31 protein-coding genes and 2 pseudogenes are annotated in these 20,349 nt (G+C 41.5%); 26 read left to right on the forward strand and 7 right to left on the reverse strand.

Annotation, left to right across the window (positions count from 1 at the left end; all coding sequences use genetic code 11):
* Window positions 1-206 precede the first annotated feature (206 nt).
* The 4 genes from KNQ13_RS13455 to KNQ13_RS16150 all read left to right on the forward strand — a co-directional run bounded on the left by KNQ13_RS13455 (window position 207) and on the right by KNQ13_RS16150 (window position 2,170).
* Window positions 207-1,163 carry an SMI1/KNR4 family protein gene (locus tag KNQ13_RS13455; RefSeq protein ID WP_026829703.1) on the forward strand — a complete coding sequence of 319 codons (957 nt, stop codon included), beginning with the start codon at window positions 207-209 and terminating at the stop codon, window positions 1,161-1,163.
* A 74-nt stretch (window positions 1,164-1,237) separates the two neighbouring features.
* Window positions 1,238-1,654 (forward strand): hypothetical protein, encoded by a 417-nt coding sequence (locus KNQ13_RS13460; RefSeq protein WP_026829702.1) that lies wholly within the window; start codon window positions 1,238-1,240, stop codon window positions 1,652-1,654.
* 21 nt (window positions 1,655-1,675) lie between these two features.
* Window positions 1,676-1,942, forward strand: coding sequence for a hypothetical protein (locus tag KNQ13_RS13465; RefSeq protein ID WP_014970096.1), 267 nt, complete (start codon window positions 1,676-1,678; stop codon window positions 1,940-1,942).
* 105 nt (window positions 1,943-2,047) lie between these two features.
* Window positions 2,048-2,170, forward strand: a complete 123-nt coding sequence (locus KNQ13_RS16150; protein ID WP_256439793.1) for a hypothetical protein — start codon at window positions 2,048-2,050, stop codon at window positions 2,168-2,170.
* Between the two features lie 162 nt (window positions 2,171-2,332).
* Here the strand turns inward: KNQ13_RS16150 and KNQ13_RS13470 are convergent, their stop codons facing one another.
* From KNQ13_RS13470 to KNQ13_RS13485, 4 genes and pseudogenes are all read right to left on the reverse strand, one after another.
* Complete coding sequence (locus tag KNQ13_RS13470; RefSeq protein ID WP_209548447.1) at window positions 2,333-3,241, reverse strand: hypothetical protein; 909 nt, start codon at window positions 3,239-3,241, stop codon at window positions 2,333-2,335.
* 152 nt (window positions 3,242-3,393) lie between these two features.
* Window positions 3,394-3,948 (reverse strand): annotated as a pseudogene (locus tag KNQ13_RS13475) (GNAT family N-acetyltransferase).
* Window positions 3,949-3,971: 23 nt separating this feature from the next.
* A complete protein-coding gene (locus KNQ13_RS13480) occupies window positions 3,972-4,319 on the reverse strand; it encodes a hypothetical protein (RefSeq protein ID WP_026829700.1) in 348 nt (115 codons plus the stop codon).
* A gap of 109 nt (window positions 4,320-4,428) precedes the next feature.
* Window positions 4,429-4,650: a hypothetical protein gene (locus KNQ13_RS13485; RefSeq protein ID WP_026829699.1), complete on the reverse strand. Its 222-nt coding sequence runs from the start codon at window positions 4,648-4,650 to the stop codon at window positions 4,429-4,431.
* A 233-nt stretch (window positions 4,651-4,883) separates the two neighbouring features.
* On the opposite strand from KNQ13_RS13485, the gene KNQ13_RS13490 reads away from it, so the two are divergent.
* The 6 genes from KNQ13_RS13490 to KNQ13_RS13515 all read left to right on the forward strand — a co-directional run bounded on the left by KNQ13_RS13490 (window position 4,884) and on the right by KNQ13_RS13515 (window position 8,421).
* Window positions 4,884-5,459 carry a hypothetical protein gene (locus KNQ13_RS13490; protein ID WP_051590437.1) on the forward strand — a complete coding sequence of 192 codons (576 nt, stop codon included), beginning with the start codon at window positions 4,884-4,886 and terminating at the stop codon, window positions 5,457-5,459.
* A 90-nt stretch (window positions 5,460-5,549) separates the two neighbouring features.
* Window positions 5,550-6,233 carry a hypothetical protein gene (locus KNQ13_RS13495; protein WP_026829697.1) on the forward strand — a complete coding sequence of 228 codons (684 nt, stop codon included), beginning with the start codon at window positions 5,550-5,552 and terminating at the stop codon, window positions 6,231-6,233.
* 48 nt (window positions 6,234-6,281) lie between these two features.
* The gene (locus KNQ13_RS13500) at window positions 6,282-6,602 is read left to right on the forward strand and encodes a hypothetical protein (RefSeq protein ID WP_026829696.1); all 321 of its coding nucleotides are present in this window, start codon (window positions 6,282-6,284) and stop codon (window positions 6,600-6,602) included.
* A 46-nt stretch (window positions 6,603-6,648) separates the two neighbouring features.
* Window positions 6,649-6,924, forward strand: coding sequence for a hypothetical protein (locus KNQ13_RS13505; protein WP_026829695.1), 276 nt, complete (start codon window positions 6,649-6,651; stop codon window positions 6,922-6,924).
* A gap of 26 nt (window positions 6,925-6,950) precedes the next feature.
* Window positions 6,951-7,820: an SMI1/KNR4 family protein gene (locus KNQ13_RS13510; RefSeq protein ID WP_026829694.1), complete on the forward strand. Its 870-nt coding sequence runs from the start codon at window positions 6,951-6,953 to the stop codon at window positions 7,818-7,820.
* 13 nt (window positions 7,821-7,833) lie between these two features.
* Window positions 7,834-8,421 carry a hypothetical protein gene (locus KNQ13_RS13515; protein WP_026829693.1) on the forward strand — a complete coding sequence of 196 codons (588 nt, stop codon included), beginning with the start codon at window positions 7,834-7,836 and terminating at the stop codon, window positions 8,419-8,421.
* Between the two features lie 70 nt (window positions 8,422-8,491).
* Here KNQ13_RS13515 and KNQ13_RS13520 read toward each other — a convergent pair whose 3' ends face one another.
* Window positions 8,492-9,019 carry a hypothetical protein gene (locus KNQ13_RS13520; RefSeq protein WP_026829692.1) on the reverse strand — a complete coding sequence of 176 codons (528 nt, stop codon included), beginning with the start codon at window positions 9,017-9,019 and terminating at the stop codon, window positions 8,492-8,494.
* Window positions 9,020-9,222: 203 nt separating this feature from the next.
* Between KNQ13_RS13520 and KNQ13_RS13525 the strand changes: the two genes are divergently transcribed.
* The 12 genes and pseudogenes from KNQ13_RS13525 (at window position 9,223) to KNQ13_RS13580 (ending at window position 16,405) form a co-directional block, all read left to right on the forward strand.
* The gene (locus KNQ13_RS13525; protein ID WP_026829691.1) at window positions 9,223-9,558 is read left to right on the forward strand and encodes a suppressor of fused domain protein; all 336 of its coding nucleotides are present in this window, start codon (window positions 9,223-9,225) and stop codon (window positions 9,556-9,558) included.
* Window positions 9,559-9,576: 18 nt separating this feature from the next.
* Window positions 9,577-9,792: pseudogene (locus tag KNQ13_RS13530) on the forward strand (suppressor of fused domain protein); the annotation flags it as partial.
* 59 nt (window positions 9,793-9,851) lie between these two features.
* The gene (locus KNQ13_RS13535; RefSeq protein ID WP_026829689.1) at window positions 9,852-10,433 is read left to right on the forward strand and encodes a hypothetical protein; all 582 of its coding nucleotides are present in this window, start codon (window positions 9,852-9,854) and stop codon (window positions 10,431-10,433) included.
* A 153-nt stretch (window positions 10,434-10,586) separates the two neighbouring features.
* Complete coding sequence (locus tag KNQ13_RS13540; RefSeq protein ID WP_051590436.1) at window positions 10,587-11,309, forward strand: DUF2750 domain-containing protein; 723 nt, start codon at window positions 10,587-10,589, stop codon at window positions 11,307-11,309.
* An 89-nt stretch (window positions 11,310-11,398) separates the two neighbouring features.
* Window positions 11,399-11,581: a DUF5412 family protein gene (locus KNQ13_RS13545; RefSeq protein ID WP_236624178.1), complete on the forward strand. Its 183-nt coding sequence runs from the start codon at window positions 11,399-11,401 to the stop codon at window positions 11,579-11,581.
* A 29-nt stretch (window positions 11,582-11,610) separates the two neighbouring features.
* Entirely contained in the window at window positions 11,611-12,177 is a 567-nt protein-coding gene (locus KNQ13_RS13550) for a hypothetical protein (protein ID WP_026829688.1), read from the forward strand.
* Between the two features lie 26 nt (window positions 12,178-12,203).
* Window positions 12,204-12,890 carry a hypothetical protein gene (locus tag KNQ13_RS13555; RefSeq protein ID WP_026829687.1) on the forward strand — a complete coding sequence of 229 codons (687 nt, stop codon included), beginning with the start codon at window positions 12,204-12,206 and terminating at the stop codon, window positions 12,888-12,890.
* Window positions 12,887-13,111 (forward strand): hypothetical protein, encoded by a 225-nt coding sequence (locus tag KNQ13_RS13560; protein ID WP_034773858.1) that lies wholly within the window; start codon window positions 12,887-12,889, stop codon window positions 13,109-13,111. The genes KNQ13_RS13555 and KNQ13_RS13560 overlap by 4 nt, the downstream gene beginning before the upstream one ends.
* Window positions 13,092-13,538, forward strand: a complete 447-nt coding sequence (locus KNQ13_RS13565) for a DUF4304 domain-containing protein (RefSeq protein ID WP_026829686.1) — start codon at window positions 13,092-13,094, stop codon at window positions 13,536-13,538. Before KNQ13_RS13560 ends, KNQ13_RS13565 begins: the two co-directional genes overlap by 20 nt.
* Before the next feature lie 356 nt (window positions 13,539-13,894).
* The gene (locus KNQ13_RS13570; RefSeq protein WP_026829685.1) at window positions 13,895-14,374 is read left to right on the forward strand and encodes a hypothetical protein; all 480 of its coding nucleotides are present in this window, start codon (window positions 13,895-13,897) and stop codon (window positions 14,372-14,374) included.
* Window positions 14,375-14,516: 142 nt separating this feature from the next.
* Window positions 14,517-15,272, forward strand: a complete 756-nt coding sequence (locus KNQ13_RS13575) for a hypothetical protein (protein WP_026829684.1) — start codon at window positions 14,517-14,519, stop codon at window positions 15,270-15,272.
* 74 nt (window positions 15,273-15,346) lie between these two features.
* Window positions 15,347-16,405: a hypothetical protein gene (locus KNQ13_RS13580; RefSeq protein ID WP_051590435.1), complete on the forward strand. Its 1,059-nt coding sequence runs from the start codon at window positions 15,347-15,349 to the stop codon at window positions 16,403-16,405.
* Window positions 16,406-16,449: 44 nt separating this feature from the next.
* Here the strand turns inward: KNQ13_RS13580 and KNQ13_RS13585 are convergent, their stop codons facing one another.
* Together KNQ13_RS13585 and KNQ13_RS13590 are read right to left on the reverse strand one after the other, a co-directional pair.
* The gene (locus KNQ13_RS13585; RefSeq protein ID WP_026829682.1) at window positions 16,450-16,806 is read right to left on the reverse strand and encodes a hypothetical protein; all 357 of its coding nucleotides are present in this window, start codon (window positions 16,804-16,806) and stop codon (window positions 16,450-16,452) included.
* Between the two features lie 21 nt (window positions 16,807-16,827).
* Complete coding sequence (locus KNQ13_RS13590; protein ID WP_026829681.1) at window positions 16,828-17,250, reverse strand: hypothetical protein; 423 nt, start codon at window positions 17,248-17,250, stop codon at window positions 16,828-16,830.
* A 104-nt stretch (window positions 17,251-17,354) separates the two neighbouring features.
* Between KNQ13_RS13590 and KNQ13_RS13595 the strand changes: the two genes are divergently transcribed.
* The 4 genes from KNQ13_RS13595 (at window position 17,355) to KNQ13_RS13610 (ending at window position 20,106) form a co-directional block, all read left to right on the forward strand.
* Window positions 17,355-18,065 carry a hypothetical protein gene (locus tag KNQ13_RS13595; protein WP_236624176.1) on the forward strand — a complete coding sequence of 237 codons (711 nt, stop codon included), beginning with the start codon at window positions 17,355-17,357 and terminating at the stop codon, window positions 18,063-18,065.
* Window positions 18,066-18,138: 73 nt separating this feature from the next.
* Window positions 18,139-18,840 carry a hypothetical protein gene (locus tag KNQ13_RS13600; protein WP_026829679.1) on the forward strand — a complete coding sequence of 234 codons (702 nt, stop codon included), beginning with the start codon at window positions 18,139-18,141 and terminating at the stop codon, window positions 18,838-18,840.
* Between the two features lie 32 nt (window positions 18,841-18,872).
* Complete coding sequence (locus KNQ13_RS13605) at window positions 18,873-19,370, forward strand: hypothetical protein (protein ID WP_209548444.1); 498 nt, start codon at window positions 18,873-18,875, stop codon at window positions 19,368-19,370.
* A 250-nt stretch (window positions 19,371-19,620) separates the two neighbouring features.
* Window positions 19,621-20,106 (forward strand): DUF2691 family protein, encoded by a 486-nt coding sequence (locus KNQ13_RS13610; protein WP_051590434.1) that lies wholly within the window; start codon window positions 19,621-19,623, stop codon window positions 20,104-20,106.
* The last annotated feature ends 243 nt before the right edge of the window (window positions 20,107-20,349 follow it).

The following is a 20,349-nucleotide window of genomic DNA, read 5'->3' on the forward strand; positions in this document are numbered from 1 at the left end:
ATGGGAGACCACGGAAATGTCTCAACTGGAAAACTGCATACGAGGTCTTCTCGGAAGAAGTGTTGCACTTAATTTGACAAACCGTCTTAGAAAAAGAATACCACAGAAAGAGGAAGTTGAGCTCACCCAAATTATTGGTAAAATGGTAGACTAAAGGAAGATGAGGCAGGGCGGCTCATACATAGAGAAGTAAGAGGGTGGATCCAATGAATCAAATCGCAGCAGTACTTGATGGACTTCAGCAAAAAATCAATCATGGATCAACCTTCATTCAACGGAAGTACAATGAAATCGGTCAGGCGAAATTTAATTTTCCGGCACCGGTGACAGCAGCATCACTTGCAGCATTTGAAGCTGAATTTAATCAAAAATTGCCGAGTGAATACCAAACGTTTCTTGAACTGCATGACGGAGCGGATCTGTTTATTCTTGACGACGGTCTTGGGCTAGTGTTGTATTCTCTTGATAAAGTAATCGAATCGACAATAGAAGCAAAAGAAGATGGTCTTATTGATGAAGATTTTGATTACTTTTGGGTGATTGGTGAAGTCAATGAAGGATATCTCTTAATTCATACGGAACATGCTAAAACAGAAGACACACCTTATATGTACTGGAAGTATCATGAGGGAACAACTGAGGACGCCGATCCAATCTACCAAAACTTCGGCACGTTCCTTGAGTATTCAATCATCGCCCAAGGGGACGTGTTTTGGGAATTTAAAGACTTCAGCATTGAAAAGGACAATTATTTCGTCGACGAAGACCCTCCGAAAGAAGACGTCAAGCCACCGCTACCGATCAAATTCGTCGATTCCGTTCGGGTCGAAATCGAATATCCGATCTCAAAAACTGATTCAGATTACGAATATACCGTTTCGATCTACGAAGGGAAGTCTGGGAAAGAACGGTTGATGTCGCGTCATGAAGGCGGATCCCGTTTTAACAAGCTAATTGAGGATGTCCGTAACCGGTTGTCTGGTCGACAATTTCATTATTCATTAATTAATGTCTTTCAGACAGAATCTCGATTTTGGGAAAACGAAGAAGAAACAGGCGACTCATTAATTATAAATGAAAGCCCGCAAAAACAAGGGCTCAGTTATGACGGCTACCGCGCCTTTGCGGACCAGTTGCCGCGTCCGTTACCGGGTTGGAAGTAAGCAAAGCATTACGTTCAAGGAGCATCTTCATTTCTTCGACTCTTTTGAAATGCATGCGAAAAGGAGAAATGGAAATGAACAAACTACTGATTATTCCGTTGTTATTCAGTTTAGCCGGATGCATGTCTCTTGATATGAAACCGAGCAGTCAGTCGGTTGAAACGGGGTACACAGGAAGTGTCAAAGACGGGTTTGTGTTTGAATACAAAATGACCAATACCGGCGATTATCCGGTAAAAGTCGCCTCCCGGGCCGGTCATCTGCTCAACGTCAAGGTCCGAAAGCACGATTCGCAAAAAGTCGTCTATGACTCGTACGAAGAGGTGGAGCCGAAACGGTTGTCGAAAGAAGTGCAACCGAATAAAACGGTGATGCTGAAGAAAACAGTCAAAGCCGGTGTCATTCCAGCGGGTGTGTATGACATTGACTACATCGTCCGTGACGATAAAGGTGAAAGTAGCGGTGGCGATATAGAAATCAGATTAAAATAATTCAATCCAGGACGAACATACATGTTGAAGAATCCAAATTATCGTTATGGCACGTGGGCATTGATTGTCAGCTTTTTCTTGTTCTTTATCGTTCAACTGTTCAGTGCCTACATTGAGCTTTCACCGAACTTTGCCGGTGAATCGCTTGATGACTATTACCTGAAGTATTTCCCGATTGGTGCTTTGCTTGTCGGCTGTGCGTTTTTCATTAACGGCTGGTGGAATGAAGATGCAAAACAGGAAGCTCAAAAACGGACAGCACTCGAAGCTGACAAACCTTTAGAGTGAACTCAATTTTTAGAGGAGCGAAGACAATGGTTAAGAACTTTCCTGCTTTACTGATGTTGCTGGTGGGTGGAATTGCATTTATGACTTTTTTTATCGAACACGGAGATGGGAACACTTTTTAAAAGCGCTTGGACGCTTGTCGGACTCGTCATGCTCAGCTGGGGAATCATCGGCATGATCTTGCACTTCTGGATCATGGGGTATGAACGAAACAAGAAGCGGATTTAAATAACAATGGCCAAAAAATTGATTCACAAGTAAGGCAGCTCGTTGAAGTCTCCTTTAGAGATCATCGAGCTGCCTTTATGTTATAAATCTTAAATAGCTATTTCTTTATCTAACATAAAAATAACGAAGAAGCAGAGCGCCTCTTCGTTCGATCATACATGATTATTTTGTAAGGATTGGTGAAATGATTGTTGATACCGTCGATTTTCCTTCAGCAGTCACACGAAGTCCTTTGACGTTTGTAACGTCAATTTCAAAGTCGATAGGATCTGCACCAAATACGAGGTTATAACGTCCCAGTTCTTTTCCGTTATTGTCAGAGAAAACGATATTTGTCTCGTCATCAGTTTGTGCATAGGCAAGATATTTAGGATTATCAGATAAAGCTTCTTCTGTCAAAAGTGAAAGCTGACCTTTCAGTTTTTTGTAGTTACTATTGAGACTGAAAGTGGCAAATTCGTTTGGCCAATAGCCTTCTAATAGAATACTTTGATTGTTTAATTTTCCCATGATCGTAATTGGTTCATTTTGATATACATGATTAAAGCTGGATGCACTCATATGGACGGCAGAAAGTGGAGTTCCTGATGCTGGCGTACCAAATTCGAAAGAATTAGTCGTTTCTTTTAATGGTAAACCCGAAATATTAGCAAAAAGCTGAAGGGGAACATAAGCAGTTTTTCCAAACATTAACAGACTTTCTTTACCGTCATACTTTCCATCGACTTTAACCCCATCAGATACTAGTGATTTAGATGAAGTCAAAAGACGATAACCTACTGAAAGTTCTTTAACTTTCTTTTTATTTGATTCATTTTCAATTTGAATCTTTTTATACTTTGAATCTAAGGATTTATAGGATTTTGAAAGATTCTCATGTTGTCCTTGTAACGTTTTGTACGCGGTTTCCGACTTCTTAGTTTTTTTCTTTTCGTCGGCCAATTGTTTTTGTAATGTAGCCTTTTCCTTTTTTAGTTTTGAGACTTCCTTTGAACTTGCTTCAACAGTTGATGTTTGCATGACTCCGAAAGTTAATGAAGACACAAGACTGGCAATGATCCATTTGTTCATGACATATTTCCCCCTATTTAAAATTCAAAGTAAACACTTTTTATTATACTAATAACATTATATGTTATAAAACAAAATATTATTTCCAATACTTTAAAAATAAAGGGAATAGTGTTGGTAATCTCTCATTTTTGATTTATTTAAAAGATCAATCAATCGTCCTGCCATTCTGTCTTCAACAAGGAGTACATATATAAATCATCGAACTGTCCGCGTGTCTTCTCATACTGACGCAACAATCCTTCCCGCTGGAAACCAAGCCGTTCGAGCAACCGTTGAGAGGCCGTATTGTCCGGCAGAACAAGCGCTTCGATCCGGTTTAGGTCCCATTCATTTAACCCGTGTGCGAGTACGGCCCGAACCGCTTCTTGTGCCAGTCCTTTGCCCCAGTGAGCAGGACTCAGTTCAAAGCCGAGTTCCGCCCGCTGATGCCGGGAAGAAATGTTCAGGAAACCTCAACTGCCGATGATATCAGGAGTTGCATGTTCGGTGATGCCCCAGCGGAGACCGGTCTGTTCTGTTCGGATGGAGTGATACCAGTTGATTTCGTCCAACGCATCAGCTTCCGTTTGGAACGGGTCGAGTCCCATTTGTGCAACGACCCGTTCGTCAGCGAGATACGTCAGCAGACTTGGAGCGTCAAGCGGCGTAACTTCGCGTAAGGTCAGCCTGGTTGTCGTCAGTACAGGAAATGCAAGTGTCGTCAAGGTGAGCCCTTCTTTCTAAATAGTTAATACAATCCGGTCATCGTCAGTTTCAACAGCATCGAGACGATGTAGGCTTTTGCAGTTCGCGTATCTGTAAACTGTTGCTGGTCAAACGTTTTCCCTCGTTCACGGAAGAATATATACCATACACCCTGTTCCTCGTAGTAATGGAATCCGTCCGTCAGCCGGTCGATGGACGGTGAATCGGGAAAACCGTGTTTTTCGGTATAAGCGAAGACATCTGCTTCGGTGACGGTAAACACGTCGGCGTAGGAATTTTTCCGCATATCAGAAACGCCGAGGGTTTCGCAGGCGAACTGAAGCGGATTGCCATATAGAAGTATTTTAATCTGTGTATCCTGATCGACCACTTGTCTCGACTCCTATCTTTAGAGGATTTGGTATCTATTTGCTTATGGATGCAAAGGTGTAAAAAACGCAGACGCTCTGTTCTTCCGTGAACAGGAGGATCTGCGTTTTTTAATTAAAATGCTTACGACGATACAGCTTCTTTTCAATCCGTGTCCAGACCCGGGATGCGAGATAGACATTTCCGGTTGTGATAATTAAAAGGATACCGAGCAGAATGATCCCGCTCTGATCAAAAGTAAGGGACGGTTGAAAAATCGTAAAGATGGCAATCAGCAAAAGGGGCATAGTAATGCTAAGCCAGACAGAAAAAAACAACAGAGGTTTCCACATACAAATTCTCCTTTCATCCATAATCATTTCTATCAGTATATCAAAATGTATACCGGATACTAGAAAAAATGGAAAGACAGGATCGGTTTCGTTATGCTTAAAAAAATAGCTCGAAAAAATAGCAGGGAGAGGAAAATTAAATGGTAGAAGTCCTGATTATAGAAGAGCCTGTCACGGAACATTTTATAGAAAATCTAGTGCATCCCCATCGGTTTGACGGAGGTTTACCTGTTGTGCATCGTTTAAGCGGAGAAGGACATGTCGAAGAAGGTCGAGACTTTTTAATGGCATTTTTAACACATCAAGCGGTTTTCCCGTTGTATGTGCATTTTGTTGATGAGTATGACCTGTCTAAAGACTTCACAACCTTTTTTCAGCAGCATCAGATTGATTACACGATCGATGACTGTGACGGCAACTTGAAATCTTACGGGTACAGACGGTACAACTATTATTCTTGCTTTACGGCGAAAATTCAAAATCCTGCTGACTTACTGCTTGTATTAAACAAGACGTATTGGCTCGCATCTGAAAATGTATTCTATTGTATCAGTCATTCAGATTCTTTAACGTTCGAATGGGGAGACTTTTGGGAGCGGGGAGTCAAAAGAAGACGATCCATCGCTGTATTTGATTTTGATGCTTCAAAGATCTACATCACCACTGATTATGACGGATTAGGATTTTGTTTACTCAGCCGGGATACGCAGTACAATTCACTTGTCGGATTGATCGCCAGTTTGCCGGACCAGATGGTCGTTACGCAAATCAACGATGAAGTGATAGAGGAAAACGAGGTACTAGATTAAGATGATCAAGAAAAAGACATTTAAATCTCTTCTTCTGCATCATTTGCACTTTAGAAAATAAAAAAGCTGTGTCCCAGTAAGGAGAATATAATGGCAGAAATCATGATTATGGAAAAAGAGATTATCGAAAAGGATGCGTTGAACTTAGGATACCCGTTTGAAATGGGTGGAGAGTTGACGACAGCTTATCTCATTGATGTGAGCCGTATTGAAAAAGACGGGGCAGATGAAAACAAAGACTTTTTACTCGAATTCTTAATTCATCAACAGGTGTTTCCACTCTATATCAGTTTCGTGGATGAGTATGGATTACATGAAGAACATGACGCGTTTTTCAAGCAAAATAATCTTTCGTATGTCGTATTGGATTTAGATACACAGTTTCGAAGTGGAGAGGTGAAAGTCCGTTATAAGGAGTACCATCCGTGTTATACGATTACCGTTCAAAATACGGAAGAACTGCGTCTTGTCCTGAACAAAACCTACTGGCTGGCATCGGAAAATCTGTTTTATACCATTTCGTACTCAGATAACCTGTCATTTAAGTTGGAGAAGATAAAGTGGTGGCGATTGAAACTGATTCGCCCGATTTGTGTTCTGACCATGCATCCGAACACGACCTGTTTTAAGATTGCCCACGATGGTAACGGCTTTTACCTGCTGTCAAACGATGAAAGCTATATACCAATTGAACACCTGGTGACCCGGCTTCCGAAAGGGACCGTCATTTCGCAAATCAATGATGACTGGTTACTAGACGACGAAACCGATTGATTTTGGTACACGTAAAAGAAGGATGAAATTGGACATGGAGGAATGAGAATGGAGCACGTTTTGTATTATCTGTGTATAGCAACCTGTATCGGAACGGTCGTGGCCTTTCTGTTTAATCGGTTGCAACCGGGCAGTCGTATTCGGACGATCAGTATCAGTCTAAACGTTTTATTGCTAGTTTTAGTGGGTGTAACCGCGTTGCTTGGGTGGGATGCTACAGAGGAAAAGCTGTATCGGTCCTTTGGCTTGCTAGTCATGAATATCTTTCCGCTTTGGTATGAACGAATTGAAGGGGACAATAGGAAAACCATCGTATGGTCACTGACGCTGGCCTTGGTCGTGGTGTTGTTCGGAACAATTTTAGGATGACATATAATAGGAATCGTACATACGCGTTAAAAAGAGGCTATTCATATTGCAGAAAAAAATGTTGAACATCTCCATCCTGTTGATGGTAGGCGGCGTATTTGGAAACATACTTTTTACCCGACTCGGTTATTTTCCGAATGCAGATTTTCGAATTATGAGTATTCCGTTAGCAACGGGAGCGCATTACTTTAATCTAGGACTGGTATTACTTGCCATGACGCTAGTCGGGCTGGTGTTACTGCCATGGTTTCTGGAGAAAAAACAATTTTCGAAAACGGTGCTGTCACTTGTATTAATTATTTGGTTGCCTTACGCCGTCTAAACAACATGGACAGGAGCGAAGATGTCGTGAGTAAACTCATTAAACGTCTCCATCCCGATTCAAGGGTGCCCGGGGCATCAGCTGTTGACCTGAGAAAAGCAGAACGTGCCTTAGGTGTTTTGTTTCCAGATGAATACAAAGACCTTTTTTTACAGACGAATGGTGCACAGTTTGGCGAATGGAGCCTGTATCCTGTACCAACCAGACAAGAAGTCTTACAGGATATCGTTCGTCACAATGAGAAGCGTCCGGCTGGCTTGCCCGATGACTTGATTTGTATCGGTGAAAATCTAACGGGTGACAAGCTGTGTTACCGGATTCGAAAACGTTTCCTGCAGGAGCTCGTCTTTAGATGGAACGAAAAGACGGGAATCGCAAAATATCCATCGTCTTCTTTGGAACAGTTCATCGATTGGCATGTCCCGAAACGAAAAACGAATCAGGCCTACCGACTTGGCCGTTTTACGGTCGAGAGCAACGAGCTGATTGTGACGGATCCTTATTACGGACTAGAGGAAAACACGGATTCACAGCTGATTTTGTCGAATGTGAAATCAGGCAGTTGGACTGCAGCCACCATTTACACGAAAGACGAGTGGGTCAAGCAACTGCTTGTTTTTGAAGGGGATAAAAAGCGGAGTGGCAAATGGCGCCGTCAGGATCAACCAATCAGCACGGACTCGGCACTGGCCGGAATTTTTGATCGAACAGCTTATCGTCAGAATCAAGCGATGGAATTTGAGACAATTGTTTCGTCCGACGACCAGGCCGGTATCGTTTCGTTTGGTGCTGTCTCGACGTCAGGTTTTGGAGACGGACTGTATGATGTTGACATACAGTATGATGTCTCGAGGCAAATCTTCGGTGTACGAATTGACTTCGCAGATGACGAATGAAGGAGTTGGGCTAATGGAATTGGATAGTATGTTGGTCGGTGAAGGAACTGCTTTTATCTTTATATCCGAGGACAAAGGAAAAGTTCGTTTTCACTGTCATGAGGATGATGAAGAATACGCAGATGTCGATATGGATCAGCTGTTGGAAGAGTCGTGGCAGGACGGGATGGCTCTTTACAGCAAGAACATTCGAGAATTTTTACTGGAGTTGAATCATTATCCACTGTACGTTCACAGTATGAGTGGTTCGAGCAAGATCAACATTGCGCACGACGCTGACAGCAGTAAAAGATTTGACCGGGGGAATATTTATCATCGATTGACCATCACTTCAAAAGAAGCATTTCTTCATTACTTCCCTAAAGCTTATCAAGATGCATACAATAACGAGAGTGTATTATTTTCAAGCGAGAAGACGATTGAAATGGATGAGGCAAAAAATGACTTTTATTTTAAAAAGTTTAGGTTAAACTTTTCGGATGACGAGCGGAATTGTTTCTTTCTGTGGGTGAACCATGACGGAAACGGTTTTGACTTTGTTGCGAATTTTTCAGATCATCCGTATCAACACGAGACGATTAAAATCGCGGACGTTGAATGAACGTCATAGTGAACTACGGCAAAAGGAGTGCAACCAGGCGATGGAAACAGACCCGGTTACACTCCTTTTGTTATTCTTTCACTTCTGCAATTGTCTCGAAGATTCGTGAGTAGACGTCTTTGACATTTTTATTGTTCGTTTGATCATTGTTTAATCCATACTCCCAGTAGCGATAGCTATCTTTTTTCTCTTGCAGATAACCGGATGCATAGGAATGCTCCAGTTCGCTCGCAGTGGCATACGTCAGGTCTTCAGATACGAATGGTAAAAATCCTTTTGTCGTCTCTAAGAAGAAGGTCGGAACATCAAGTTTCCGGTACACCTTCACGTACTTCTCTTCATCTGCCTGTTTTAGGTTATTTTTTGCGATGAACACCGCATCAAACTTCGAGGAAATCCGGTTCGTGTCCTCTAGGTCTTCAAATGAAAGTGTTGAAAACTTTACATTTTTCTCTTGCAGATTAGGCTGTTCTCCAATCACAGCGATTTTTAAGTACGTTCCATCATAGGAAGTGTCTTTAACTTGTGTTGATGCATCTACACCACAGCCTGCTAATGCGGTCGCGGCAATCAGTAAACCAAGTAACAATTTTTTCATGTCCACGTTCCTTTCACGTCCATTTAACACTACAGCAATTATACCAATAAATTGGAAGATGTACCTAAATCGAAATGAAAAAATAGGGGTTAACAATTAAAATAAAAATTCCCAATAATGTTATCTGATTATATAATATGAAGTATAAATGGAATTTCTTTTGGGCCTTGTTTGGCCGGCGAAGAAAGTAAACGGGAGGACATATGAATTATATTGAGCATTTGGAAAAACACTGTGGTGAGATTAAAGGAAGTTTAGAACTAGAAGATATGATGGAAGAAAACATTCAATTCCTGAAGTTTGAGAACGCACCTATCGATAATACCTATACGGCGACAACACTCGGATTACTGTGGCGACCGCTTCAGTTTGAAGAGGAGCGATTTTATCATCAGGAACTGATGATGTCGGTCAAGCAGCCGGAAGCGGAGGAAGATGTCATCGAATTGCTATGGCGTCTGACGACGCATGCTTTGGAAACCGGACAGGCATTTGAATTGGGCGAATTTTACAGTATGCCTGAGACGGTGTTCGGATAATACGGATTTGCAGGAGTCTATGTGACGGCACCGTTTTATTTTGATGAAACCTTTTTCGTCCATACAGTCGATGCGAGTTTTGAAGAACCGGATCACGTCTTACCGGTCTGGTTTGTTCCGATTTTCGAATCGGAGGCAGACTATCTTGAGCAACAGGGTATTGAAGCGTTTGAGGAAAAGCTTTTTGAGACAAAGGATGAACTGCTTGACTTAACACGTCAACCATTGATTTGAGAATCCTATTCATAGAGCGGAAAGCAATCATACGTTGCTAAAGAGAGGGAGAAAGCAACATGTTAGTCGATCACTACAAACAGCTTCATCATCTAGAAGTCGATATACCGAAGGATGAGCGTTTTCAAAAGTATGAACATCTCAATATTTATTTTGAGTGGGGATTCGCAATCAACCAATCAACCGAAGCAGTCGCCAGTGAGGATGCGATGTGGTTACTTGGGCAAACGAATGCATTCCCGATCTGCATGGTCTTTGATGTATTTGATTTTTCGATGAAGGAAACAATTGCGGTTCTCGAATCCTTCGACATACCGTATTATGCGTCAAACAATAACGAACCAGAGCTCATTGATGGAGAAGAAGCTTCGCGTGAGACCAACATACGGCTCATTGTTGATCGGGAAAAAACGTTGCGAGAAATGATTCCATTTCTGTACGCATGCGGATGTCACGGTCAGAAAAATTATCTCTATTCCATGATGACGGACGGAACAGATGCATTAACAGAAACAGAAGACTTTCCGGGAATCGATGTCTCGTACGCGGTCGTCTCGGTTGGACCGGATGGAGAAGGTGTGGATGTCATCGGACCGAGGGAACGGATCATTCTGCTGTATCGACAAGTGCGAAATAGATAGATGCAGAAAAGCGCCATGATTCACAAAAGCTTTGGAGAGAAAAGGACTGAAGTAAATTGTTAGCTGATTAATCGGATACAGATACAAATTTGAAAGTCCGCTTGAATATATGAAAATGGAAGAAAAGAATTTGTACATAAAGGAGTAGTGAAAATGGAACATCAGATCGGATTACCAGGCATTACAGAAGAACGGTTGCAAGAAGTCGAGGCAGAACTCGGATTTTCGCTGCCGTCCGAGCTGCGGGCACGCTTTAAAAAGGAAAACAAGTTCGAAGCCGGTGAGTGGCAATTCCATCCGATCAAGGACGAACAGTATATCAAGCGGACGTGGGAAGACATTGTCCGTGTCAACTCGACTGATGTGGAAGACTATCCGAACGGTTTCTTCCGAATTGCCACGGACGGTTCCGGGGATGAACTTGGCTACTTATTGCCGGATACAAAAACGATTGTTCTGTGGAATCACGAGGAAGAGGAAGTATTTCCGGTCGCTCCGACCCTTAGAGCATTCATGAAACAAGAACAACAAGTTGAAGAGAGTGCCATGCGGGCGGAAGACTTTCTTCAGACGGTAATTGAGACAGGAACTGTTTACGGTTTATCGAAATTGAAGCAGTCGGGATGGGCGTATTGTCCATCGAACCAAGGTGACTCGGATGTGTTATTGTTCTTCTCGACAAAAGAAGGGGCACGTGCTTGCCAGACAAACGGATGGGAGAATTATCATCTCATTCGCCTCGATCTCGATGTCTTTACAGACGACTGGTTGCCGAACATGATGCAAGACGGTTTGTATTGCGGACTAAACTGGGATGCCAGTTTACAGGGGCTCGAGCTGAATCCGGAGAACGTTCTCGAGGAACTCGAAGGCTGACGACAGAGTAAGCATCACTTTTCCGGCTGGACGAGCGGTATACGTTACGGTTTTATCGTTCGAGCGGAGGGGCGACGACGGGATTTGCGATGCTTGGCATCATGGAAGATCAAAAAACAAAAGAACAGCGGCGTGTCTACTGGGAATATCCGTGTAGGGAGGTAAGTGTGAAATGGCGACGGGACGTTGTCATTATTAATGACACCCGCTTAAACATCTGGACCGAGGTGTATGATTTCAGATTGGATCAACCGATTTATCCAGCAAAATAGAGTTCATGAAGGGAAGATGAAATATCCTGATGATCATACTTAGAAAGCAAATCGGCAGCTTGATGTATTCCTGGACCATTTATCGCGACGGCCGGACGGTTCAGGCATTTTTTGGAGTCAATGAACCATGGATGCTTGATGAAGATATTGATGAAAAAACGGAAGAACGGTTTACGTTTCGTTTTCAAGCCCGACGTCGCGTGAAGGAACTGATTGCCGAGAAGCAGGCAGACGGGTATCAACAGGAAATCACACCGGATCCGGTGCCGAGTCAAGAAGAACAGTTGACGTTTCACAAGAGGGCGACATGGTTTGCGTATGTACTTTTCGGAGTGGGATTGATTCCGATTGTAACACCTTGGACTTTATCTCCGTACGTGATAGTCATCCTTGCAGTACCCTTCCTCATCATGTCGACGAGCGGAAAAATGCTGCCGTTTTGGGTCAAAGCGATGTGCTTTATCAGTTACTTCCTGATTAACATCAGTTACAGACAGGCACCGGACATAAAATATTTGGACGCCGGTCTGTTACTCGTAACGGGTGTGTTCCTGTTTGTGTATATGAAAAAAAGCAAAAAACGTTTTAACGCGTAAGCTGACGAGAAGCGGGAGGATCAGGCATGCCATCAACATTTTTAAAGCAATTGCTGCAAGAGGAAGAGCGTTCAGACTTCGCATCATTACGTTTCGCTTATCTTGCAAAACAACAGGGATTGCGAAACGTGTTTTTACAGCAGATGAACACCTTTATAGCGGAAGCACTTGCATGGGATGTCAAGAGGCAACGGCAGTTTACGGATGGTCTGCTGACCGCATGTGAACGGGAGGAAGCAGTACAGGACTTGTTGATTCATCCGCTGAAGGAGAGGTTATTGAAGCCTGTCCTGAAACAATGGATGAATGATTTGCCGGAAGACGTACGACCGTATCGGTGGTTTGGGATCTTCTCTTTTGAAGAAGACAACCGTCTTGAATATCTGCAGACGGCGATTGACCGCGGCGGTCGGCAGGAACGACTGGCGATCGAGACGATGATTCGTCATCTGTTGAATTGGCTGTGGTACGCCTTCCATCATCTCAATGAAGATTTGTATTTAAGTGAGACGGAGGACGATGCGGAGACGCTGCAGGAAACCCGTTTGTTGATGGATCAACTCGGTGATTCGGTTCAAAAGGCCGAGTTCATGGAAGAGTGGCAGGAACACGCCCGGACGTATGAACTTTGGCTGCGCTTTTTAGAAGAAGAGACGGAAGGCTTCATGGAGTGGCGGGAACGACTAGAAAAGCAGGGAGAGAATAAACAATGAATACCCCATACGATCCATATAAAAAAACAGAACTGTGGAACGTCATTTCGGAAGCGATTGACGAATTGGTTGAAAACGATGACTTGGAGGAACGGACGACCCATGATCATATCGTCGGATACCTCTGTCAAAAAGTCTCATCTAGCCTAATGGAGAAGGGGGAACTGAGTAGTGGGAATCGTACCGGTAGGAAATCGAAAGATGATGACTCAAGCGATTAAAAAAATTATTGTCCCTGAATTAAGGAAACAAGGGTTTAAAGGAAGCTATCCACATTTCAGACGGAAACAAGATACCCATCAGGAACTCTTGACGTTTTATATTACAAAGTACAGTGAAAATTTTTACATCGAGACGGGAGTCATTCCGTTAACCGGTTATCTTAACTATGAAGGGGATCTCATTCCTCCAAGTAAAGTGACAGTCTTTTCTTTAAAAGGGAATGAGAGATTTATAGTCGGGTCAGACGTTGTAGCTAATCATGATGGAATGTATTTTATGATGAAAGGACTATCTTCTGAAGAAGAGCACGAACAACTGGCTGAAGAAGCTTTTACATACTTGAAAACGAGTGAACCGGACTGGATAGCCCGTTGCTCCGAATGGAATAAAAAATTGTATGAATCGTTTGATGAGGAAGACGCGTAAAAGAAAACAGCTATGTTTACTTCTAAGTAGAAAAAATCAATTTATTAAATACTGAGGAAATCTTTCTATTTCCGTTTGGTGCTGCCGTCCAGTTGATGGGGGACGGCCACTTCAAGGTTCGCGTACGACGCGATGCAGATCAGGTCACCGGTATTTTGCTGGTTATCGGGGAACATGAAGATTTTGAAGAGGACTTCGAATAATTCAATACCAGTGATTAAAAGCGTCTCACCTAAACTTGTTGAAGTAACCATTCAAGTAGAGGGTGAGATGTTTTAGTATCCAGATTCGAAAAATTGATCACAGGATATTAAAGAGAATTTAAAAGACGAGCTAATGCAGAGAGGACTATGCCGATGAAAACAACGTATTCCTATGAAGAACTTCTGAATTTTGATGACCCGTTTGAATATGAAATTGGTCTTCCGTTAAAAATCAGCGACCTGCCCTCATCCGTGATGGAAGAAGATATTCCGGACAGTAAAACGAAACTGCTTGAGAAGCTCGCGGAAGGTTACTCCTTGATCATTCAAAAACCGCGGATTCCAACTGAAAAGGTGTTTTCCGCGTTTCAACTGTTGGACGAAAATGAATTCATGAAGTTGTATGTGGTAGACGAAACAGCCTTTACTGAAGCATTGTGGGATCTTTTGTATGAGCGTGAATACGACCTTCACTGGGCTTTCTTTTTACTAAAAGAGATGAAAGATGTCGTTTTCGAATTGTCCTATACGGGTGGAGAAACTCGCGCTCTGACTCTTTCAGGTCTGAACGCAAATACCCTGATTCATCTACGGCTTGAAGTAGACCAAAGCGTGACCTGTAGGTGGGATTGAATAGATAGAAAAATCCCAACGATGATTCAAAGACAAGTTTAACGGTATACCCTTAGTAGTCGAACGATGCGATTGGTGAATGGGGCTTTGGGTTTACAACATACTAATGAATGAGGTAAGCCAAGGGTTAGGAGGGACAAAAGTGGAATTTCAGAGTGGTGAATGGATTGATGTCTACCGGGAGCTGTTACCGCATGACGATTGGCAAAAGCTCGTCCGAATTCAGGTGACTCAGCATAGCTATCCTTTTGAAGTTAAGTTGTTGGAATGTCCGGTGAAACAAAACCGCAATACCTACGATTTATCAGATTGGACGGTCTTGTCGCATGTCATTATGACAGATACTTCGCAACTGAAGACATTTCTAAATCAACTTGAAATCGAACAGATAGGGATGTCAGCCGAGTCGAAGACGATTCTCAGCATTGGGAAACACGGGCAGGAAATCGTTCGCGTTACTAACGATAGTGTCTCAATGTATGGTGTCTTCTATGAGGAACTAAGAGAGTCGGGTACGGAGTACGAAAACTTTTTTGATGCTGTCTTACCGTATGCGACGTTCCCGGTTGAGGTCGTCTTTTGCGGCCGTGGCGTTTTAAATGATGAGGACTCGATCCATGCGATGACATTAACCGATACGAATTGGCAAGCCGTCTTCGAAAATCGTTTGTTGCATTTGCTGAACCGAAAAGAAATCACTTCTGGATTCCTGCCAACGAACTACTCAAAGCCTTCTCGACGAACGCTCGAGAACTTCATGACAGAGTTCATGTTGTGCATGCCATATAACTTTATTGTGACACGCGATGCAAATGGACGGTTTGGTATGCTCGATCATTTCTGTACCAATGGAAAGATTGCGCACTTTGGAAATACAGACGATATTCAACATGCGTAAATAACTGGATCATTATGCATAGGGAAGTTTCGTTTAGTGAATGTGGAGCAAGCAGGATACGTGGAGGAATTCTTATGCTATACATCTATCTCGAAGAACATACCGATCATAAAAAAGTGATCAAGGACCGCTATCTAGACATCGATAAATCAGATCGCATCAAGTCGATCTATTCGATGGGGTGCATCCCGAATGATGAGAAAAGAGACTATCAAGGTGACTCGAATGCTGTATTGAAGCATTTTTTGATGTGCTTGAATCGTTACCCGGTCTTCGTGACGTTTGGTGGCGGTTTTACAGATGAGGATGTAGAGGCGTTCTTTCATCAGGAGAAGTTGTCTTACACGAAGATTAAACCGGATAAGCAAAGACCTTATTACAGCGTTCAAGTGAACGATGCAAGCGAACTGGAACGTCTGTTAGACGAAACGTACTGGTATGCTGCCGCAAACGACTTTTACTTCCTATCGTTTACGAATCTCCTGACGTTTGAGTCGAGAATGGTCAAAGGATGGTTTTTCAAAAAAGAACGTGTCGTTTCTGTCATTCATACAACGGAAGAAATGTCTTTCATCACGATCGAACATGATTTCATGGGCTATTATCTGTTTTCGAATGAAGCCTGTTTCGATACAGAGGACAAGGTGAAAGCGTTTCTGCCTGAAGGTGACGGCATCGACTACTATGAGCAAGAAAAATCAAAATCGGCAAATCTTAAAGAAAGGGGAGGAAAAAATATGTTTGGTATCAGTACGAGCTTAAAAGAATTTCCGGAAGAAGAAAAAGATATTCTCCGTTACCCGAGTCGCGTCCACATTTTTTTGATTCAAGACTTCTCCAGCGTTTCTGATCGTTGTGATTTACTGATTCATTTGGATTCCTATTCTGATAAATTGTTTTTAGCAAGAGAAGTAAACGAGCTGATTGGAATTTGTGAACTACTTATTCAACGGTATTGTACGCCGAATGAAGCATGGTTAGTGAATCAGGCACATTATTATCCAAACGAACCTTGGATGATCCATCAATCAAATGAGTTAATAATGGAGCTACATCAATTTTTAGAATTGCTTAAGCGAATGTGCATCGAGTCTGTATACCAGAACGCGTTGATTTGTTTTTGGGGTGACTGATTCACTAAAATGTAATCCGTTAATTAGTTGCTTAAAAATCACTCTCAGGATAATCCTAGGAATAAAATCAGTCGATCTTGATAAACAGCCTGTATACACATACTTTTTAATTTTTGCAAAAAATAATGCAAATCTTGAATGAGAGGGTCTGCTGACTTCAACTTCCATGGTTCATGAGGGAAACAATGTCGATGAGAAAGAACCTCACAAATACCAAGAAGTTCAAGGACTTCAGTGGGCTTGAATAGTTTATCTTCGTATTCATCCAGTTGGATGAGTAAAGCGCAGCGGTGCTTAATGACCTCAGCATCCTGAGATAAAAAAATTTGTAGGTGATCGCGATAGATTAACGTCTCCTCTTGATCTGAAATATCGATTAAATCGTTTCTAATCAAAAACATCTGCAAGTCCTCCTTCGTATTTTAGTGATAAGCAGGTTTCTTCAGTAAATAACGGGGCGGGGCTCCGAATGACTGTTCTGCTTCAAAGTAAGCGAGTTCACCGGGAATGCAGGAAATGATGGAAGAAAACCCAAATCCGACGGCGTGTTCAAGCGCTTCTTTCAGAGGCAATTCTTTTCCATTGATCACTTCATTCTCTGACAAGCAGTAACAGGTATCCGGCGCACCATGCTTTTTTAATAGACCGTAAATGTCTTCGTACCACGAATTGGGTAGGGTGATTTCAATTAAGTACTCGTTTTTGAGCATATTTTTATAGAGATGATCCAGTCGATAGAGGGCTTGATCCCGTTTTTTAGGCGAAAACAGTTCATGGAGTACACGCTCTTGCACCCGTTTGACGAAGAATGATTTAACGAGAATCGCTTCCTGTTCTTTATTCATATCTCGATTTCCTTTCTATTCAAGCACTCCGGCATGAAGATTCATTAAAAGTTCAAATACTTTATGATTATTATAGCAATCCCGTATGAGAAGGAGATGAACATTTGAATTACATATCTGCAGGATATTTTCTTGTTATGCCAACACCCCGTAAAGATTATATGGATGAAAAGATTGTTCCTGAAACCGTGCTATCAGTGAGTGGTTGTCTTTGTAAGCAATATCCTGATACCAGTATCTTATGGGGAAATTCTGAAGTGAAAAAAGAACGCTATATGGATCAACTCGGTCTTTCGCTTAACACCTTTCAGTTATTCGAACATTGGATAGAAGAACATAGGAATACTGGTGATGTTTTGTTTCCTCAAGTATTTTCTGATTTACATTCTGCGGGAGATTTTTTAAATCGTTTTTTGATCCAGATTCCTGATATACGCATCATCAGCATTGGATTACCTGAACGTTATAAATCAGATTTTCTTGAAGATATAGAATTGTTTAGCAGTAAAAATCCTGAACCATATGGAGTGGAAAAAATGTTGTTACAGCACCACCCACCTGAGAAGGATGGAGCAAAAAAAGTAGGATACGAAGTTTTAGGATTTGACTCTGGCTCGTTTCATTCTTACTTGTGCAATGGATTAGAGCGTGATTTTCGTCAACATTTTAATTTTTCACCAAATCGTTATGGGTTGATTGATTCGATAGAAGAAGCTGATCGTTATTCAGATTATTGTAATGAATTAGGCGAAGAAGAGACAGAATCCGTACTATGGTTTCCATGGGCCATTTTTGAACACAAGAGGAGCACATAAAAATCAATGGATACTTTATTAAATTTTTAAGCTGGCAATGGCTTTTAGTCTAATTTATGAGGAGGATTGAAAAATGTTGAAATCTAAAGATCAACTGGAACAGCATGTGAACCAATTTAGAAATACACTCTATCAATTCGAAAAAGAAATGGATTATGAATTCTCAGTTAATGAATGGCGTTATCTTCTTGAGCATGGACTGAATAGCTTCCTGAGTACACGAAAAGATGAACAACAAATGATTTCAAATGTCTCCATTCGTACGAAAAAAAGACCTTCCCGGTGGAAGCTATCATCAGGAGTCGTATATGCCATTCCGTTACCTCGACTTGGTGGGTACGGATATGCAGAAATGAGAGTCTCTAAAGACGAGAACCATGAGACTGGAAAACTAGAATCTATGGACTATATCCAATATTATAATCTCAGAACGGAAACGATGCTCTCGCTTCAAGAACTAGATGAGAAACATCCAGACCCTTGTATCATTATGGATACTGGATACTACGGAATTACCGAAGGGGAATGGACAGTACTCGGAAAACGGCATCGGGAAGAAGGGACTTTCGAAACGCCGTTACTTTTTGGGAGTGTACCTAGCTTGGATTCCGATGAAGAATACTACTATATTACTAGCGGGATATATGGGGAGAGATTTTTCGTAGATGAAGAAGAGGCACAATCAATCATAAACCCATCTGCGACATGTGGTGATTTATCTGCTGTTTACAAATACGAAAAACGATTGAAAGAAATTAATAATAAGTTGAAGTAGTAGCTACGAAATAAAGTGAGGAGGATTGAATAATGTCGAATCCTAAAGAAGAACTAGAAAAGCATGTGAACCAATTTAGAAATACACTCTATCAATTCGAAAAAGAAGTGAATTATGAATTCTCAGTTGATGAATGGCGTTATCTTCTTGAGCATGGACTAAACAGCCTCCTGAGTATACGAAAAGATGAACAACAAATGATTTCAAACGTCTCCATTCGTACGAAAAAAAGACCTTCCCGGTGGAAGCTATCATCAGGAGTCGTATACGCCATTCCGTTACCTCGACTCGGTGGTTACGGGTATGGGGAAATGAGAGTCTCTAAAGATGAAAATCATGAGACTGGAAAACTAGAATTTATGGACTATATCCAATATTATAATCTCAGAACGGAGAAGGTTCTCACACTACATGAATTAGATCGAAAAAATCCAGAATCATGCATTGTAATTCGAACGGGTTACTATGGCATAAAAGAAGGGAATGGATTGTACTTGGAAAACGGCATCGAGAAGAAGGTACGTTTCTAACTCCTTTATTTTTTGATACTTTAGAATCCAATGAGGAAGAATACTTTATTACGAAGGGTTTATGGGGATCGAGAGTTTTTGTGAATGAAAAAGAGGCAAAAGCGGTCATAAACCCATATGGCTCAAGTGGTGATGTAGCTGCTGTTTACGAATACGAAGAACGACTGAAAGAAATCAATGACAATTTGGAGTGACCATCTATTCTGTAATCGCTGATCTGTTTAGGATTTTTAGAGATGAGGTGGATGACGTGAAAGTTGGTATCGAATTTAAAATACCTAATAATTTTGGTAAGTATATCAATGATATCTTAAATCCAATTGATATAACGCAGTATAATTGGAGAGTAGATTGGATCGAAATGTACATAAAAGAAGATAGGGATATAAAGGATCACACTATTGAAAACTTAAAAGAATTTAATATTCCGGATTATGAGATTGTGGAAGGAAGAGAATTAGAAAGAATACTGAATATTGATGAATATTATATAATTTTTTGTGGCTTGCAAGCATTTCATGATTCTCTGCCGGTTGAAGTAAATACATACAGTGAATATTTGAATAGTGATTGTACATTCTGTCTGACCATAGACGATTGTACGAATGTCATCTTGTTATGTAAGGATGTCGATTTATTAGAACAGTTGTCTGACAATGCTATGCGGAGTGATTTCAAAAACATAGAGTACATACTCGAAGATGATCCGTACTCCAAAAGAGTAGCAATCCCTTGAGTGTACATTTTTCAGTAGAAGCTTTATTCACTCGTATCAAAACGAGTAACACATGGAGGTTAAATCATGAATTATCTTGATCATTTAGAGAAGTAATTTGGAAGGTTTACATTACGATCTCTAAACATTTAATTTGGGATTTTTTTCATTAATGAAGGCTCATCACCATAACACGTGGTTGCTATTTTAACGACCAAGCTCAAGGCGCAATCTCAAAAAGAATCGTTCGAGGTTTCGGTAGCC

The organism is Exiguobacterium sp. s128 (assembly GCF_018618815.1).
In the GTDB taxonomy this organism is placed as follows: Bacteria; Bacillota; Bacilli; order Exiguobacteriales; family Exiguobacteriaceae; genus Exiguobacterium_A; species Exiguobacterium_A antarcticum.